The sequence below is a fragment of the Streptomyces sp. NPDC050485 genome (assembly GCF_044458185.1).
Lineage (GTDB): Bacteria > Actinomycetota > Actinomycetes > Streptomycetales > Streptomycetaceae > Streptomyces.
Genome location: NZ_JBITHR010000059.1, coordinates 1 through 16,658, shown reverse-complemented (window position 1 = coordinate 16,658; position 16,658 = coordinate 1). Strand labels below are relative to the sequence as shown.

Genomic DNA, 16,658 nt, shown 5'->3' with positions numbered 1-16,658 from the left:
AACCCCCGCAGAAGTGCACGCCGAGTACGAAGAGTTGCAGGCCGCGGCATAGAAACCCCTCAACGCCACTGTCCGAGGAACGCAGGGCGGCTCAAAGCTCGTGATCAAGCGGTGAGATGGTACTCCCGTTGGTCGGAGGCGGGGTAGAGGCGCTGATGCTCGCGGCGCACGCGCGGCGCGAACAGCCCCGGTCCCACCTCCGCCAGCCAGCCCCGCTCGACCAGCCGTGCCGGGCGGGCTTTGCTCCGCGTTCACCCGCCCGGCACCGCCCGCAGGCGATCGGTCGACCAGCTGGCCCTGGAGAACCGGCAGCTTCGGCAACAGCTGACAGCCCCCGACCCCGTCGTCCGGAACCTGCCCCCCCAGCCTCAGCCACCGGCCAGTTGAACCATCAGGCGGCGACGCCCAGTTCCTTCCGGGTCCGCTGGACGAACTCGCGGACGGCCGTCTCGCGCCGCCACGGGGCCAGGGCCGTGTTGAACTCGCGGACGTATGTCCGGGAGGCAAAGCGGGAAGGCATGCCCGTGATTGCTGTACCAGGCACCGATGTTCGTGCCGGGGTCGTCGTCGGTGTCGATACTCACAAGGACTGCCACCTCGCTGTGGTGGTCAGCCTGCTGGGAGAAGCGCTCGGGAACCGGTCGTTTCCAGTGACGACCGCCGGTTACCGGGATCTTCTGGCCTGGGCCGCGGGCTTTGGCCTGGTTCTGCGGGCTGGAGTGGGGGGCACCGGTTCCTACGGCGCCGGCCTGACGCGGAGCCTGAGAACGGCTGGTGTGCAGGTCGTCGAGGTGAACCGTCCGAACCGGGCGATGCGCCGGCGGCGAGGCAAGCGCGATGCTGTCGATGCGGAAGCCGCCGCCGGAGCAGTGCTCACAGGTGAGGCGGTGACGGCGCCCAAGGACGGCGACGGGCCTATCGAAGCGATCCGGGTCCTGAAGGTCACCAAGGACTCCGCGGTCAAAGCCCGTGTCCAGGCCGTGAACCAGCTCAAGAACCTGCTGGTCAACGCTCCCGCACGCATACGGGAGCCCTGGGAGGGACTGTCCCTTGCCCGCCTCGTTGTCCGGCGCACCACGCCAGCCCGGCCACTCCCGGGACCGTCGGGGCATCCGTGACACAGGCCCTTGCTCGGCTGGCCCGGCGGATCCAGTACCTCGAAGCCGAGATCAAAGACGCCCGCCAGCAGATGACCGCCATGCTCCACCGGACGGCACCTGTCCTGCTGCAGGTCAACGGCATTGGCCCGGACTCGGCAGCCAACCTGCTCATCGCAGCCGACGACAGCCCCCAACGTCTGTACAGTGACGCCGCGTTCGCCGCTCTGTGCGGCACCAGCCTTGTCGAGGCATCCTCGGGAAAGACCAGCCGGCGTCGGCTCAACCGCGGCGGCAACCGCCAGGCAACGCCGCGGCCGGATCCTGTGGATCTCACGCGTGCTGCCCGACCGCACCCACGACCTCACCGCGGCCCGGACCCACCACGTCATCAACACCTGCCGCCGCCTCGGCATCCCGGTCCTGGCCGATCTCGGCTATCTCGGTGCCGGCGGAACCTTCGCGGTCCCAGTCCGACGCCGCCCCGGAAAGGAACTCACCACCACCCAGAGGTCGTTCAACAGAGCTCACGCCCGGCCTCGCTACCCCGTCGAACACGGCATGGCCCGACTGAAGACCTGGCAGATCTTCCGCAAAGCCCGCTCCAGCCCCACCACAGCGGCCAAAGCAGTCCTCACCCTCGAGAGCTACCGCTGAAAAAGCTCACGGTAGGATGCCGACGGCTCCCAGGATCTGGTCGAAGAGCGCGGGGAACTTCGCGTCCCGGTCCCGGATCAGGTAAGAACTCCTCACGCAACGTGGGGTAGCGGTGTCCCGCGGGTGCGTGAGCGTCGCCGGGATCCTCACCGTGGGACTTCACCCCTCCAGCGTGACACCACCCGCCAGCCCCGCACAGCCCCCACAAGGGGCCCTCGCGCCCGGCCCCGCTACCGAGCCCGGGACGGGTGGCCGAGTGTGCGGTCTCGGTGAAGGCGGCGAGCGGTCGGCTCTTCAGGCAGGTGAAAGCCCCAAGGACCCGCCGACCACACTGAGGAACCGTCGTTCGGTGAGGAGGGAGCGACCGGACACCCCAACTAGCTAGGGTCGGTTTCCTCAGCGGGTTTTGCTCGTTGTCAGGCCATGAAGAAGAGAATGCTGTTCACGGCCCCACTGATCCTCGTGCCCATGCTGGCAACCTCAGCTGCCCACGCCGCTGACAAAGGCGTCCTGACCATCGCTCCGCAATCGGAAAGCGTGTGCGTCAACCTCACGCGGGACATCAAGACCATCGATCTCCCCCGTGGCTACCGAGCCAGTATCCACAAGGAGAGGAACTGCAGGGGACACGTCCTCCTCGAATCCACCGAACGCCGGCTTACCGGCCTCCCCAGTGGGGCCGCGAGCGTCCACGTCTCCAAGGACTCCTCTGACATGCATCTCCCTCTAGTACAGAGCCTCATTGGGGATTCGGGCGCAGGCCCGATTTGAGCGCTCACTGCTCCCGCGAACACTCAGCTCGGCTCCGGGCAGTGGTCACACCTCGCTGGCAAACGGTCCACGTTCACTGTCACGGGACACCCGGGCACCTTGGCCCCACCGGTCACCGGTCTGACTGTTTCGCGGCCGGCTTCTTGTCCCTGCACTGCGGCGACGACTCATGCAAGGCGACCTGTAGGAGAAGGTCCCCGAGGTCGGCGTGAGGCTGAGCGGCCTTGTCGCGCAGCGCCTTGCACCCGGGGCAGTTCTTCGTCACGGTGTCCATCCTCGGTCAGCGGCCCCCGTGCGGGGGCCGCTTCCAACGAGTGCGAGGCTGAAGCAGGGGCCCCGGCCGACCGACCTCAACAGTGTCCGGGACCCCACTGCCCCTTCCGCGCAGCTACTGGTGTGACGAGCGCTGCCCGGGCTCGTGAGGGCGCTGGGCGCCCCAGCGGCGGGCGTTGCTACTCGAAGCGGCCCGTGTGAGGGTGGCGGGCAATGACCCGCCTGGCCATCGACCGCACCCACATCGCCGGCACGCGGCCGGGCGGCAGGTTGGGCGCCACGGCCCACTCCCTGCCACCACCCGGCGGCCTCAGAAACACGGAGCCGGAGTGCCCCGCCACGATCTCGCCGACGTTGCCGGTATCCATGTCGACCGCGTACTGCATGCTGCTCATGCGGTCCCATCCCTTCGGGGTTCGCCGGGCCACCCGGGCATGCGGCAGCAGTTACACATGATCATCCTCGGTGTCGTCTCCGACACACCCAGCGTGTCCACCCGCCCCCCAAGTGCAAGTGAAACGACGAGAGACGAAAACTTGCATATTCACGTGGCCGGACTCCGGGGCCGCTATGGAATGCTGAGCGCGATCAGTGGAGACTGGTCTTCAACTCCCGGGAAGGTGGCGCCAGATGGGTGCACCGACAGTTCGACGACGCCGCTTGGGCGCCGAGCTGCGTCGTCTGCGCGAGGCCGCCGGCCTGAAGCTCGATGACGTCCAGGAGCGCACCGCGATCAACACGGTGAAGGCATCGCGGGTGGAGACAGCCCGTACCGGCGTCAAGGCGGGTGACCTCGACACCCTTCTCGACCTCTACGGCGTTGACGACGCCGCCAAGCGCGCGGTTCTGCACGCGCTGGCCCGGGACGGCGCCCGCCGCGGATGGTGGCAGACCTACAGCGACACGATCTCCCCCGCGTACGCAGACCTGATCAGCCTGGAAGCCCAGACGAAGTCCGTCCGCACCTTTCAGACCACGCTCATCCCGGGCCTGCTCCAGACCGCGGCCTACGCCCGCGCGACGATCGACGCGATCAACATGACGTCCACGCCGGACCGTGTGCACACGCTGGTTGAAGTCCGTGTGGCGCGGCAGTCCGTCCTCACCCGCCCCGACCCGCCGGAACTCCGGGCCATCATCCACGAGGTCGCCCTCCGGCCGCAGTTGGGCGATCCCCACGTCATGCGGGAGCAGTTGCAGAAGCTCCTCGACGTCCAGGACCTTCCGCACGTCTGCGTGCAGGTACTTCCGCTCACCGCGTCCCCGCACCCGGGGATGGCAGGCCCTTTCACCATCCTCGGGTTTCCGGAGACGGCAGATCTGGACATCGCACTCGTAGAGCACCTGACGAGCGCGCTCTACGTCGAAGACCCTGCGGAAGTCTCGGTCTACGGCAGCGCCTTCGAGCGCCTGCGCGCGGCGGCCCTGCCCTTCGGCAGAACGACCGACCTCATCGCTCAACTCAAGGACACGCTATGACCACCATCCCCAACGCCGCCCAATCCGGACCGACCTGGACCAAGTCGACATACAGCGACGGCGGAAACAACTGCATCGAGGTAGCCCACCTCGCCACCACCACAGCCGTCCGCTACTCCAAGCAGCCCGCCGGCCCCGCCTTCCAGATCGCCCCCGCAGCCTTCACCGCGTTCATCAGCTTCGCGAAGGACACCCCGATCTGACCGCCCCTCAATGGCGTGGGCCCCCTTTTCTCCCGGGAAGGGACCCACGCCGCAGACCCCCGTTACCGATAACCGTGCCACCCACCGCCCCCGGAGCCTGACCCGATGGCCTGGACCCACCCCCGCGACACCGACCAGCGCCACCGCGGAACCCTGCTCGGCCGCCTGGCCGACGGCACCGTACCGCTGTACCGCACCAACCGCGCCGCCCTGTACGAGCGGGAGTTCCGCGACAGCCCGCACGCCTCCGGCGGCAACTGGACCGGCCCCGAACCGGGCCGCCCCACCGAACAGCCCGCCGCCCTCATCCCCGCCTGCCGGTGCGGATGGCGCGGCCCCGACCTCCCTTACGACCCGACAGGCGGCCGTCGGCTCACCCTGGACGGCGAAAACCGGCACAACGACCAGGACCTCACCGCCTACAACACCTGGCACACCCACGCCGACGCCGCCCTCGACCCCGCCCTGCCCGACGTCCACCGCGAGTGGCTGGGCCAACTCGCCGAGCAGCTGCGCGAGCTCACCGGCGAGCGCCCCCGAGCCGCCCTCACCCTGGCCCGGCAGCTGCGTGAACTCGCCGACCTGGCCGAGCCCCTGGCCATCGCCCACGCTCTCGCCCACAACGTCCCCTGGGACGCCATCGGCGCCGATCTCGGCCGGAGCAAACAGAACATCCGCGCCCGCTACCGCAGACCCTCGCGCGGCCTCACCCAGCGCGTGCACCGGCTCACCGGCGGACTCACCGTCGAACAGCTCATCACCGCCGCCAACGACCGCACCCCCCACTCCCCGCCCCCCGGCATCCACTGGAGCGACGCCGTGGCGCGGATCCACGGGCCCGACCCCGCCGACCCGGACACCCCACATGCGGCAGGACCGCGGACACCAGCCGCACGCAGCGGCCAGACCCCTGGCTTCCTCCGCGCGGAAAACGAGCTCCTCACCGCAGCTGAACCCTTCATCGCCACCGGCGGACACGGCCTCGCACACGCCACCTACCGCACGCTCCGCGAACTGCGCGCGGCCCTCGCGCGCCGCAATTTCCCGGCCCTGCCCCAGGCCCGCACCGCCACCGCAGCACTCGGCGGCCGCTCCATCAAAATCCCCGACAACGAACAGGGCCGCCGCTTGCGCGCCGCCCTCACCACCTACGCCGCCGCCTACTCCCCTCCGCACGAGAACGACAGGTGACCCCCGGTTCCACCAGCCACTGCCCGGTGGAACCTCAAGTATCGTCAGCGATCACAGCACACACGCTCCAGCGCGCACCAGCCCCACACTCCCCCAGTCGCAGCAAGCCCCTTGAACAGAACATCTCCTCCGCTCATCCGCTCCTGCCGCAGATCGGACGCCGGCACAGTGCCCGTGGAGCCCACCACCAGCGTGGACGTCGATCAGTACCTAGTGGACGCTGCAACCGACCGGCTGTGCAGCATCGGGCTGCACCCGCACACCGCCGCCTGAGACCTCACCCAGGCACTGCCCCGCCAGTTCGGCCACATCGTGTCCACCATGGCGGTACGGCCCATCCCGGTCTCCTGGCTGCACGCGCTGCGCCCCGGCGGCCGGCTGGTCACTACCATCGCCAGCACCAGACTGATCCTCATCGCCGACAAGACGGCAGACGGCGGCGCCAGCGGCCATATCGCCCACAACGGGGCCTCGTTCATGGGGTGTTCGGGCGCGGCGCCCGGAACGAGAGCGCCCCGCCCCCCGCCAGCCACCCACGATCCATCAAGGCGACCCCCGCCGCCGGTGGGACACCCTGGAAGACGTCCGAGACCGCCTCAACACCCAGGGCGAACTGACCGTATACGGTTCTCAGGTCACCATCACCCCGACGGCCAGATCACCCTCTCCCACGGCCGATGGACAGCCACCTTGCAAGACCCTGGCCAAGGCCGCCGCGACCACCGTCACCGTGCGGGGCAATATGGTCAAAGCCCCCCACGGTCGGCGGACTTGGGCCATTTGCTCCCAACTCCACGTCTGGGTCTCTCCCTTGATACGAAGTTTGCGCACGGCCGTCGAGGCGGCACCCGGTGACGTACCGCTGCGGCTGCACTTGGCCTGATTGCTGCTGGACGCCCGGCAGCAGGACGACGCGTCACGGGGGTGGCCATCGCGCTCTAACACGCACCGGGTGACAGTCAGGAAGAGGCGTTGATGGCGCGCGCCATGGGCACGCACTCCCCCGCCCAAACGCCGACTCCTGTGCATCCGCCGGCCCCGGCAACCCCACCCACGGAGCCCGAACTCGACACCAACTTCAACTGGGGCGCCGCCGCTGACCAGTTCAAAGATGTGATTCCACCCCGCTTCGTCGAAGAGCCCCTCACCACCGACGGCAGCGGCGACCCCGACGACTCCCCCGCCTGGGACGTCGATACTCCGGGCGCCGTGCGCCTCGCCGACGTCGGCGGCATGCAGGAGGTCAAGGACCGGCTTGAAGCCGCATTCCTCGCGCCCCTGCGCAACCCCGAGTTGCGCAAGCTGTACGGCAAGAGTCTGCGCGGCGGCCTCCTCCTCTACGGGCCTCCCGGCTGCGGCAAGACCTTCGTGGCGCGCGCCGTCGCGGGCGAGCTCGGCGCGAGCTTCCTGCCCGTGGCGGGCGAGCTCGGTGCGAGTTTCCTGCCCGTGTCGGTCAACGACATGCTCGACATGTGGATCGGCAACTCCGAGCGCAACATGCACGAACTCTTCGAGACGGCCCGCCGCCAAGCCCCCTGCGTCGTGTTCCTCGACGAGCTGGACGCTCTGGGCGGCAAGCACAGCCGTACGCAGAGCGCAGGCATGCGCAACACCGTCAACCAGCTTTTGACCGAGCTGGACGGCATCAACGCCGCCGCCAACGAGGGCGTCTTCATGCTCGCCGCGACGAACGTCCCCTGGGACGTCGACATCGCCCTGCGCCGCCCCGGCCGCTTCGACCGCACACTCCTCGTACTGCCCCCGACGCCCCGGTCCGCGAGACGATTCTCCGCTACCACCTGCGTGAACGCCCCATCGAGAAGGTCGACTTGGGCAAGCTCGTCAAGCTGACCGACGGCCTGTCCGGCGCCGACCTCGCCCACCTGTGCGAGTCCGCGGCCGAGACGGCGCTCCTCGACTCGGTCCGCACCGGTGTCGTTCGCATGATCGGCATGAAGGACCTGCTCGGTGCCGCGAAGCAGACGGTGCCCTCGACGGAACCGTGGTTCGCCTCGGCGCGCAACGTCGCGATGTACGCGAACGACGGCGGCATGTACGACGACCTGGTCGCCCATCTCAAGAAGCGGCGGAAGCTGTAACCGCGCTGCACCCGGCCGTCGAGAGGCCCAGGGTCTGATCGACTTCGGACGCCATGACCAGGCCCTGGCACTGCTGGGCCGCCGCCTCGCCGAGGATCCCGGCGACATACGCGCCTGGGTCAAGATCAGCTACTGCCACTTGCGCGCGAATGGGCCCAAGCAGGCGATGGAAGCAGCCGACGAGGCCCTCAAACTGGCTCCCGACGACTACGGCGCGCTCATGCTGCGTGCTCAAACTATGGTGCATGACAGAGGCTGGCCCCACGTCGAACCCGTACTGCGTGACGCGGTCCGCGTAGCTCCTGAGGAGTCCTACGCCCGTGCCATGCTCGCGGACGCCGTGTGGCGTGCTGCCGTGGTCCGATACGCCCGGGAAACCGGCGCCAGGAATCAGTTTCAGCGACACCGATCGCATCTCCCGCGAGGCAGCCGACCTGGCCATGGAAGCACTGCTCCTCGGCCCCGAGAACATCTACGCCCACGAAGTCGCGCAACGCATCGCCAGCTCCGTCGGCAACGGCACCGTCTCCGATCAACTCGACGAAGCCATCCTCCGCATCGACCCCACCCACCCGGAGGCCCTCGCCCGCCAGACGGAGAAGGCCGCACAGGCGCCGAGCGTCAGCGCCACCCGGGCCGCCGAACTGTACGCGGACGCACTCGCCGGCCAGCCCGACTCCCCAGCCATGCGGCAGCAACTCGACCGCGCCACTTACCGCCTCCTGCGCGGCACCCAATGGCTCGCCCTGCTCTGCCTGGTCGTGGCAGGCGCCATGGTCAACCTGTTCCCCTCGGACTACCACCCCGCCCCCGAACTGCCCCTACCCACCGGCCAGCGTCTGTGGGCCATTGCGATCATGGCAGTGATCTGGGCCCTCGGTGCCTGGCGCTGCCACCGCAAACTCCGCGCCGACGCGCAGCTCAACCTCCGCTCCCTGATCCGCCACGGTCGCTGGGCCCGCGTCGTCCTGGCCCAATCGGGCTGGGCCATGCTGTGCGCCCTGCTGATTGCCGGGCCCCCTGGACAGCCTCACCGTCCTTCGCCTCCTCTTCTGGGCGGGGCTTGTGCCCATAGCGGCCACCATCTGGTTCGACAAGAAGAAGGCCCGCTAGCCCATTCGGGGGTACCTGGTCTTGGTTGTTGACACCATTCTGGGAAACGCCGAAGGCCTACCGGGTTCTGTGGGAGCAACCCGGACCGCAAGGCGCCCAGTTGGAGACGTCCGACCAGACAGAGGCCGGGCCTGGGGCCTGTCCGGTGGATCTCCTCCCGGGGTGGGTGCCCGGCACGCCGCCCGTCCCCGGTGCGGATCGCCTCCCGGGCAGACGACCCACCGGGACACGGCCTAAGATCCATCCGTCGATCAATTGATGCCCTCACCAGCGTCCGGTCGCCGGCGAGGTTCAGCAGGAGGGCCCATCGGGGGATGTTCATGTTTACGAGGTTCCGCGCGGCCGCCGCGCTCGGCGCCGCCACGCTGCTGCTCACCGGATGTTCGAAGGGCTCGGACAGCGGGGCGCTGAGCGTGGCGTGGGTCAAGGAGCGGGCGAAGGCGACGGGCACCGCCGGTGCGCCGAAGTGCCCGGTGAAGTACGACATCGCCGCGGCGGGCAAAGCCGCGGGATACGGCGACCAGGCGGCGGGCACGAGCCCCGACGGGCCCGCCGCGACGGCGGCGTTCGACGGCTCGCCGGACTCCCCGATCCGCCGGTTCGACGGCGCTACGATCGACTGCGTCTACCGCGTCAACTCGCAGGAGCTGCACGCCTACACCGTCGGTGTTGGCAAGGACCTCGCGGTCGGTCTGCTGGCGCCACAAGTTCAGGTGGACGCCAAGATGTCCACGGCCGAGATGGGGACCTGGCTCGACAAGGCGGCCACGGCGGAGCGTGGCTTGCCGGTGCCGACGCCCGGCGGCACCGTCGTGTATGTGCGGCTGCCCGTGGACGGACCAGGCGACGTGGCCCTGATCGTCAGCCTCGGCGACACCGCCAAGGCCGACCCTCAACTGGCACGCCTGGCCAAGGAACTGGCCAGCCAGGCGAGGACCTGAGCCACTCAGGGCCGGGCGGGGACCTGAGTCACTCGGGCTTCGCGCTCGGCGACCGGCTCCCGGGACCCCTCGTCTCCGTCGCCGCACCGTCGCCCCGGCTGAGACCACCGCCGACGCCCGCTCACCGCACGGGCCGCAGTCCCGCACGCCGGACGGGTACCGGCCGTCCTCGACCGCGTCACCGCAGCCAGCAACACCTACCGACGGCGTCCGCATTCCAGTCCGCGCTCTGACACGGCAAAGCCCCTGGGCACCACCCCAGGGCTCACTGCCGGACCCGCTCAGACGCAACGTCAGCAAGACGACCCTCACGGCCGGTCCGCCGCCCAGTCTCCCCAGACCCAGGGAATCAGCCCTTCTCGGACTCCTTGGCCTTCTTCGCTGCACACGCCTCCGGCTGGCGAACGCGAGTTTTAGATCTGTCGCCACCTCGAAACGACTCTGCCCAGTCGCCGCAGCCCGCACAGCCTCGGCAGCATCCAGCCACGGCCCCCCAAGGCCTCCGCCGAACACGGCACCGCTCGGGCCGCATCACCCGCGGCCACAGCTTTACGTTCCAGCTCAATCAGCTCGTCACTCTGTTTGCTCTCGAGCCGGGAACCTGAGCGGCGGGTCTGACATCCAGCCCCCTATCTGGGATTCCACCCATCCGGCCATCCATGCCGAATTCCTCGACACCGACCGGCCTGCCCAGGCCTTCCCCCGCGCCGCAGCCTGTGTCAGGCGCCGGTCTGGGCAACGGCGGCGCGGAATTCCTGCGTCATCAGAGCCACCGAGCCACGCTGCACGGGAGCCAGGCCCGGCTCGCCCCACACTTTGTGCACCGCGGCGCGCATTTTCTCGTTCATCGCGGCGTTGATGACGGCGCTGTGCTCTTCGGGCAGCTCGCGTCTGTCGGAGACACCGACCATGGTGCCGAAGCGGGTACCGATCCACCCGAACGTGGCGGCCTTCCAGCCGACTGCTCCCCCGCCGTGCTCCACGGCGGCCACGACGCGCTCGTGGTAAGCCTCCAGCTCGCCATCGTAGCGAGCGCCGCCTTCTCCGCCTCGGTGACATTGAGTTGATAGAAGTGCTTCACGTCGATCCACCCCATTGAGTATGTGCACCAGTAGGAGCGGAGCATGGGCTTCTACTGGTCGGGGCTCTGGTCGCCCTTGGACCGAAGCGCACAGGTTCGCGAAATCTGGCGCCTTGGTGGGCCGGAACCCGACCGCCGCTCTGTCTGACAGACCCTCATGGCGGTTCGGTTGAGCCCGAGTAACCATCGCGGGACTCGCGCAGTGCGCTCAGGGTGGGCCGCGTTGCCGTAGCGCATCGCAGTGCTGCTGATGCCGAAGAGCCGCATGAGGTGGACTGGGTCAGCGATCAGGGTGGCTTCGTCGCGGATACGATTCTGGCGGACTTCCGGACGCGAAGCAGCGGCCCGAGGCGACTCCTGCAAGCCAGAACGATGGTCTGGTTCACCCAGCTCGACCGTCGCCCCTCCAGCCGCAGTGTCGTCGACCTCGGCATTCCCACGATCTCCAACCCCGGCGGCGCCTCCCGCCAGACCCGCCTACCGGAATCAGACTGCTCCTCGCCTCCGAGCAACACGACTCCTGGCGCAGGAAGTTCAGCGAACACCGCGTTCGTGAGCAGCGCGTTGAATTTCGCGGTCTCTCCTGCTCGACGGGGTCGTTGTCGGTCATGACGCCACCGTTGCCGAAGCCGATCCACTGGGAGAAGCCGTTGAACGCCTCGACCTTGTTCGTGGCCGCGGTGACCCGCCGGCGCAGCGGGGTGTCCGAGAGGTAGCGCAGCAGCCGGACAGTGCGGATGACGCGGCCCACCTCGCGGAAGGCCGTGTACGTGGCGTTCTTGCGGGAGTCCGCGCGCAGGCGCCGCAGCAGCAAGGTGGCGGAGATGGCGCCCGGGCGTACGGAGATCGCCACCCGCATCAGGTGCCGGAACTGAGGCTCGATCGGGACGAAGTGCGTGAACAGCGCGATGCAGGTGTCCGAGATGCGATGGTAGGCGATGCCTACTCCAGTTCCGTACCTCACCGAGGTCTCGGAGAGCAGGTTGTTGAGGCAGGTGTCCATGTGAGTGCCGTCCGCGGCGACCGGGGATGCGTCGCCCCACGCCTGCGAGATGTCCGGGCGGACATCGCAACGGCTGCCGCCAGGGAGCTCTTCGGAGCCGGGCTGCGCACTCCTCGGGCGATGACGGATCCCGCTGGCAGGACGAGGTGGACACGCTGGGCCGTGCCCACTACGTCCGGTATCACGAGAGCACGGCGACCACACTCGGCGATGACGCCGAGCTCGTACTCGACCGCTGGAAGGGCGACCCGCGCAACCTCCGCGAGGAAGCGCACAGGGACACGTCCGTGGCGAGCGCGGGAGCTGTTGCAGGAAGTACCCAGGATCGGCCCAGTTGGCGCGGACATCTTCTGCCGGGAGGCCCAACAGGTCTGGCCCTAGCTGCGCCCCATCTCCGACGACCGGGCCTGTGAAACCGCTGCACGCCGTGCCGCCCGTGACGAGGAGCAGGCCTGGACGCCGATCAGTGGATGTCGGCCTCCTCCGGGACCACCACCTGGTCGATCATCCGCTGGATCTTCTCGGTCGGCAGGGCCACCGCGAGCGCCCAGTAGTAGATGGCGAGGCTGAACGCCGCCACCACGAGCATGTCCCACCACAGCGGGAACCACGGCTGCTTCAGCGGGCCGAAGTCGCTGGCGTAGACGATGAGTCCCATGCCGATCAGATAGGCGGGCAACCACTGCGCCGCGCGCAGATCGAGCTGGGGCGTGATCGGGTTCATCTTGAACACCCGGTTGGCGATGAGGATGACGTAGCCGATGAGGATCGCCACGCCCAGCTTCCAGTCGGTCTGCCAGCCCGACCACAGGATCAGCAGGTTGGCGACGACGAAGGCCAGTGGCGACATCCAGGACCCGCCGGGCAGGCGGTACGGACGGTCGGCGTTCGGCAGGCGGTTGCGGAAGACGCCGAAGGACAGCGGCGCGCCGGCGTACATGAGCACGCTGGCGCTGGTGATCAGCCCTACGAGCGACTGCCAGCTCGGGAACGGCAGGAAGCAGATGCAGCCGGTCACGAACGCGGCGATGAGGCCGGGCCAGGGAACACCGCGCCGGGTGGTCTTCTCGAAGACCTGCGGCACATAGCCGTTGCGGCTGAGGCCGTAGGAGACCCGGGAAGACCCGGTGATGTAGATCAGGCCCGTACCGGCAGGGGAGACCACCGCGTCCAGATAGAGGATGGTGGCCAGCCAGCCCAGGCTGATGAGCGTGGCCAGCTGGGCGAACGGACCGGTCAGGGTGTTGAACGCGGCGGTGGTCCAGGTGCCCTGGACCTGCGAGGCGGGGAGCGCTGCGAGGAAGACGACTTGCAGCAGGATGTAGATGATCGCGCCGATCACGATGGAGCCGATCACCGCACGCGGAATGTCGCGTTTCGGGTTCGCGCTCTCACCGGCGAGCTGGTCGGCCTGCTCGAAGCCCAGCAGCGCGAAGATGATGCCGCTGGTGGAGACCGCGCCCAGGATGCCCTTCGCGCCGTAAGGGTTGAACCCGTCGGCGGCGGTGAAGTTGCTTCCGTGGAACTGGATGATGGCGAACACGAAGATCGTCAGCAGCGGGATGCCGACCTTCCACCAGGTCGCCGCGCTGTTGGTACGTGCCAGCAGCCGGATGCTGAGGAAGTTGATGGCGGTGATGACCGCCATCAGCACGATCGCGACGGCGATCCCGGAACCGGTCAGCAGGTCCTGGCCGCCCTTGATCTTCAGCCAGCCTTTCGCCCAGGAGTAGTGCTGGCCGTACGTGATCATCGCCAGCACCTCGATGGGTGCGACCGTGGCCGCCTGGAGCCAGGAGAACCATCCGAACGACGCTCCGGCGGCTCCGCCGAACGCGTAGTGCGGGAAGCGGGCCGTGCCGCCGGAGACCGGATACATGCCGCCGAGCTCCGCGTGCACCAGCGCCAGGATCAAGATCGCGACACTGCCGATCCCCCAGGAAATGATCGCGGCCGGCCCGGCCACTCCCAGCGCCTTCTGCGCGCCGAACAGCCAGCCGGATCCGATGATCGACCCCTCGGAGGCCCAGATCAGCCCTACAAAGCCGATCTCTCGCCTCAAGCCGGGATGGCCGCTGTGCGTGACGGGTGTCGCTTCGGATACGCCCATGGCCCGCACCCTTCATCCAAGGTGAGGTACGTCACAATCATATCGCTAGCTACTTGCCCCTGAAAAAGGGATTCGGCTGGTGACGGGGTCGGAGCTGTTGGACGGCACCAGGCCGCCGGCGTGCCGTTGGTCCCTGCCTCACTGGCTGGGGGTGGTCATCCGCTGGGGGTTGCAGGCGAAGACTCCGAGTCCGGCCCGGGTCTGGGCGCCGGTCAGGCGGCGGAGGCGTGTGCGGCAGCCGAAGCTGCGCTTGAGATGGCTGATGCGGGCCTCGATACCGACTCTTCAGTTGGATACCGACTCTTCAGTTGCGCATACGCCGGAACGGGCGACTCTGTTCGTGCTCACGCCGTGCCTTGCCAGGTCTTCCAGCGCGTTGGAGACCGATCCGCTGGACGCCGAGTTCGGCCAGGGCCTGGTCGTTGGTCGCGGAGCCAAAGCCCCGGTCGGCTACGACCGTCCCCGGCTGGGCCGAACTGTCACGACGCGCGGCATCAGAGTGACACCGGCTCACCCGACCAGGTCGGTCAGGGCCCAGCGACGGCGGCCACCGTCCTCCAGATCGGTATCCGTGCCGCAGGAGACGACGCCGAGCGCGGTCACTTCACGCAGCAGGTCCTCGCCCTCGGGTGCGTCGCCGACCTGGTGGGAGAGGAGCAGGATGAGGGCCTGGTGGTCCTGGTCTGCGAGGTGGAGGCTGATGCGGCGGCCGCCGTCCGTGAGGGCAGCGTGGGCCAGGAGTACGGTCACCTCGGCGATGTCCGCTTCCCGGTCGTGGTCCAGCCGGTAGCCCCACTCGGCCAGCTTGGCCGTGACGTGCCGGCCCGCTTTCGCGGGTGTCCAGGGGGCGTTCTCCAGCGTCCAGTTCGCCGCCCTGCGGTTCGCGATCCGCGCCGCCGGGCGCGGCCGTACCAAGACAGAGGCAGGCGTGGCACTTTCGGGCCGGGGCGGCTCGACGGGCTTCTTGGGCGGGGGCGGGGTCTTCGGCGGGTAGTCGGGGCGGTGACCGTCCTCGCCATCCGGCGGCGCTGCCACAACTGCCTCCCCATGGATGGGCGTTCGGGCCTGGGGGCCGTGCTGCTCATCGTAGACCTCTCCCTGGGGCCAGGTGGGCAGATGGGCAGATGGCCGGGAGAAGAGCGGGGTGGGCAGTGGGGGTGTCGGTGTTCAGGCGAAGGTGGTCGGGTGGGCAGGGGGGGGAATCGCACCCGCAGATCCGTACGTGACGTTGGGTAGGCCGCCAGCGAGGGGCCTGTGACCAGGCCCCTTTCAACGGCCCCCACCGAGCCGGACGTGCGGCTCATAACCGCATCCGGCACTTCCAGTGCCTGTCAGGTCAGGTCTTTCAGGTGCCGGATGTGGTCGTCTGCCGCGTCCGCCACGAAGACAACCGCTACGGAGGAAGTCGTTCGCGGCAGAGCTCAAGCCCTCGGCGGGGACCATGGTCGGTCTTCAGCACGGTCCGGTAGCGCTGGTAGATCCTGGGGACGCTGACGCGGTACTTCTGTGCCGGCTTCTTGACCAGAAGCACTCCGTCGACCAACCGCAGGTGTGGTGGCGAACGCCCGCGGTTGGAAGAGTCGCAGTCTCCCTGCACCGGCGCGGGGCGGGAGCAGCCTCGCGAAAAGGGAAGTCGAGGAGCGGGTTTTGGGCGGGGGGCCGAGCTCAGGCGGAGCGTGAACCGGGTGCTCGACGAGTCCCGGTGCCCAGACAGTGGCTCGGCACCGGGACTGCGTGTCCTTACTTCTCGAAGGCGCCGTTGTTGCAACCCATGCTGGAGCCCAGCTTGTTCTGCTGCGCACCCGCGTTGCCCTCGCCGTTGAGCGCGCCCCCCAGCACGCCGTTGAGGACGCCGACCGCACCGAGGACGTCGATGTTCAGGTCGTGCGACCGGCACTGGGTGCCCTGGGAGACGTTGAAGACGTCACCCTTCCCGCCTGCCTTCCCGCCGCCCTCCCCGTCGCTGGAGAAGGAGTTCGTCCCACCCCGGCTCCCACCATGGGCGTTTGCGGTGCCTGCGCCGAGGAGGCCAACGCTGCCCAGTACGGCGATCACAACGGCGGCCTTACGAAGCTTTCGCAATTTCATCTCCGGTAGGTCGAACGGAAGCGATCAGAAGTTGATCGACTTCGTACGACCATGAAAGCTAATGCGGAATATGTCCCAACTCCTCAGTGACACGCTGAATTTCACGACTGCCGCGAACTGGATCCGCCCCGCTTATCGGATAACCCGCCCGCTCGGTGACCTCAGGGTATGGGCTGCAGTGGGCACCAACTCGGGCTGGCGTTAGGGCCGTTGACGTGACCACGCGGCGGCGTTGGCTCCCGGCAGACATGCGTCCCTCATCACGGAGAACGTGCTGGTGTCCTTACGGCACGACACGGTGTGGCGGGAGCCCTCTTGTGCAGCGGGCATGCCCGTTCCCTTCACGGGGCGGGGCTCCCACCACGCACGGCCCCGGTCAGGTCGGGCCGAACAGATCGCCATCGAGGGCCAAGGGCACGAGGCGCGACTGGGGAGTGTGGGTCTCGAATCAGAAGAACCGCCGCGACTGTGAGGATGTTCGGGTACTGCTCCGAGCGGTGGCCTGACTCGCGCCGCGACTGGCCCTGTGCCTTGAGTTTGATCTGTCGGCCA

At 68.5% G+C, this 16,658-nt stretch carries 14 protein-coding genes and 5 pseudogenes; 11 read left to right on the top strand and 8 right to left on the bottom strand.

Features of this window, described 5'->3' with window-relative positions; all coding sequences use genetic code 11:
* Positions 1 to 391: 391 nt before the first annotated feature.
* A complete protein-coding gene (locus tag ACIBK6_RS41835; RefSeq protein ID WP_399058656.1) occupies positions 392 to 520 on the bottom strand; it encodes a hypothetical protein in 129 nt (42 codons plus the stop codon).
* Positions 521 to 524: 4 nt separating this feature from the next.
* Here ACIBK6_RS41835 and ACIBK6_RS41830 point away from each other — a divergent pair, with 4 nt between their 5' ends.
* The 4 genes and pseudogenes from ACIBK6_RS41830 to ACIBK6_RS41815 all read left to right on the top strand — a co-directional run bounded on the left by ACIBK6_RS41830 (position 525) and on the right by ACIBK6_RS41815 (position 2,525).
* Positions 525 to 1,118, top strand: a complete 594-nt coding sequence (locus ACIBK6_RS41830; protein ID WP_399058651.1) for a transposase — start codon at positions 525 to 527, stop codon at positions 1,116 to 1,118.
* Positions 1,119 to 1,189: 71 nt separating this feature from the next.
* Positions 1,190 to 1,390, top strand: a pseudogene (locus ACIBK6_RS41825) (transposase); the annotation flags it as partial.
* A 22-nt stretch (positions 1,391 to 1,412) separates the two neighbouring features.
* Positions 1,413 to 1,754: pseudogene (locus ACIBK6_RS41820) on the top strand (transposase family protein); the annotation flags it as partial.
* Between the two features lie 423 nt (positions 1,755 to 2,177).
* Entirely contained in the window at positions 2,178 to 2,525 is a 348-nt protein-coding gene (locus tag ACIBK6_RS41815) for a hypothetical protein (protein WP_399058649.1), read from the top strand.
* A 452-nt stretch (positions 2,526 to 2,977) separates the two neighbouring features.
* On the opposite strand, the gene ACIBK6_RS41810 is transcribed toward ACIBK6_RS41815, so the two are convergent.
* On the bottom strand, positions 2,978 to 3,193 hold the full coding sequence (locus ACIBK6_RS41810) for a hypothetical protein (RefSeq protein ID WP_399058648.1): 216 nt from the start codon (positions 3,191 to 3,193) through the stop codon (positions 2,978 to 2,980).
* 235 nt (positions 3,194 to 3,428) lie between these two features.
* Here ACIBK6_RS41810 and ACIBK6_RS41805 point away from each other — a divergent pair, with 235 nt between their 5' ends.
* From ACIBK6_RS41805 to ACIBK6_RS41775, 7 genes and pseudogenes are all read left to right on the top strand, one after another.
* Positions 3,429 to 4,277, top strand: a complete 849-nt coding sequence (locus ACIBK6_RS41805; protein ID WP_399058646.1) for a helix-turn-helix domain-containing protein — start codon at positions 3,429 to 3,431, stop codon at positions 4,275 to 4,277.
* On the top strand, positions 4,274 to 4,480 hold the full coding sequence (locus ACIBK6_RS41800) for a DUF397 domain-containing protein (RefSeq protein ID WP_399058644.1): 207 nt from the start codon (positions 4,274 to 4,276) through the stop codon (positions 4,478 to 4,480). The genes ACIBK6_RS41805 and ACIBK6_RS41800 overlap by 4 nt, the downstream gene beginning before the upstream one ends.
* 105 nt (positions 4,481 to 4,585) lie before the next feature.
* Complete coding sequence (locus ACIBK6_RS41795) at positions 4,586 to 5,671, top strand: hypothetical protein (RefSeq protein WP_399058642.1); 1,086 nt, start codon at positions 4,586 to 4,588, stop codon at positions 5,669 to 5,671.
* 883 nt (positions 5,672 to 6,554) lie between these two features.
* Positions 6,555 to 7,770 (top strand): annotated as a pseudogene (locus tag ACIBK6_RS41790) (ATP-binding protein).
* Positions 7,745 to 7,942: pseudogene (locus tag ACIBK6_RS41785) on the top strand (tetratricopeptide repeat protein); the annotation flags it as partial. The pseudogenes ACIBK6_RS41790 and ACIBK6_RS41785, both read left to right, overlap by 26 nt.
* Positions 7,943 to 8,210: 268 nt before the next feature.
* A complete protein-coding gene (locus ACIBK6_RS41780; protein ID WP_399058640.1) occupies positions 8,211 to 8,915 on the top strand; it encodes a hypothetical protein in 705 nt (234 codons plus the stop codon).
* A 288-nt stretch (positions 8,916 to 9,203) separates the two neighbouring features.
* A complete protein-coding gene (locus ACIBK6_RS41775) occupies positions 9,204 to 9,824 on the top strand; it encodes a hypothetical protein (protein ID WP_399058638.1) in 621 nt (206 codons plus the stop codon).
* Positions 9,825 to 10,543: 719 nt separating this feature from the next.
* Here the strand turns inward: ACIBK6_RS41775 and ACIBK6_RS41770 are convergent.
* The 6 genes and pseudogenes from ACIBK6_RS41770 to ACIBK6_RS41745 form a co-directional block, all read right to left on the bottom strand.
* Complete coding sequence (locus ACIBK6_RS41770; RefSeq protein WP_399058636.1) at positions 10,544 to 10,915, bottom strand: hypothetical protein; 372 nt, start codon at positions 10,913 to 10,915, stop codon at positions 10,544 to 10,546.
* A 372-nt stretch (positions 10,916 to 11,287) separates the two neighbouring features.
* The gene (locus ACIBK6_RS41765; protein ID WP_399058634.1) at positions 11,288 to 11,908 is read right to left on the bottom strand and encodes a Tn3 family transposase; all 621 of its coding nucleotides are present in this window, start codon (positions 11,906 to 11,908) and stop codon (positions 11,288 to 11,290) included.
* A gap of 463 nt (positions 11,909 to 12,371) precedes the next feature.
* Complete coding sequence (locus ACIBK6_RS41760) at positions 12,372 to 14,018, bottom strand: APC family permease (protein WP_399058632.1); 1,647 nt, start codon at positions 14,016 to 14,018, stop codon at positions 12,372 to 12,374.
* Positions 14,019 to 14,156: 138 nt separating this feature from the next.
* A pseudogene (locus ACIBK6_RS41755) lies at positions 14,157 to 14,484 on the bottom strand (ISNCY family transposase); the annotation flags it as partial.
* Positions 14,485 to 14,528: 44 nt separating this feature from the next.
* The gene (locus ACIBK6_RS41750; protein ID WP_399058630.1) at positions 14,529 to 15,053 is read right to left on the bottom strand and encodes a hypothetical protein; all 525 of its coding nucleotides are present in this window, start codon (positions 15,051 to 15,053) and stop codon (positions 14,529 to 14,531) included.
* A gap of 705 nt (positions 15,054 to 15,758) precedes the next feature.
* Positions 15,759 to 16,100: a hypothetical protein gene (locus tag ACIBK6_RS41745; protein WP_399058628.1), complete on the bottom strand. Its 342-nt coding sequence runs from the start codon at positions 16,098 to 16,100 to the stop codon at positions 15,759 to 15,761.
* Positions 16,101 to 16,658: the final 558 nt, after the last annotated feature.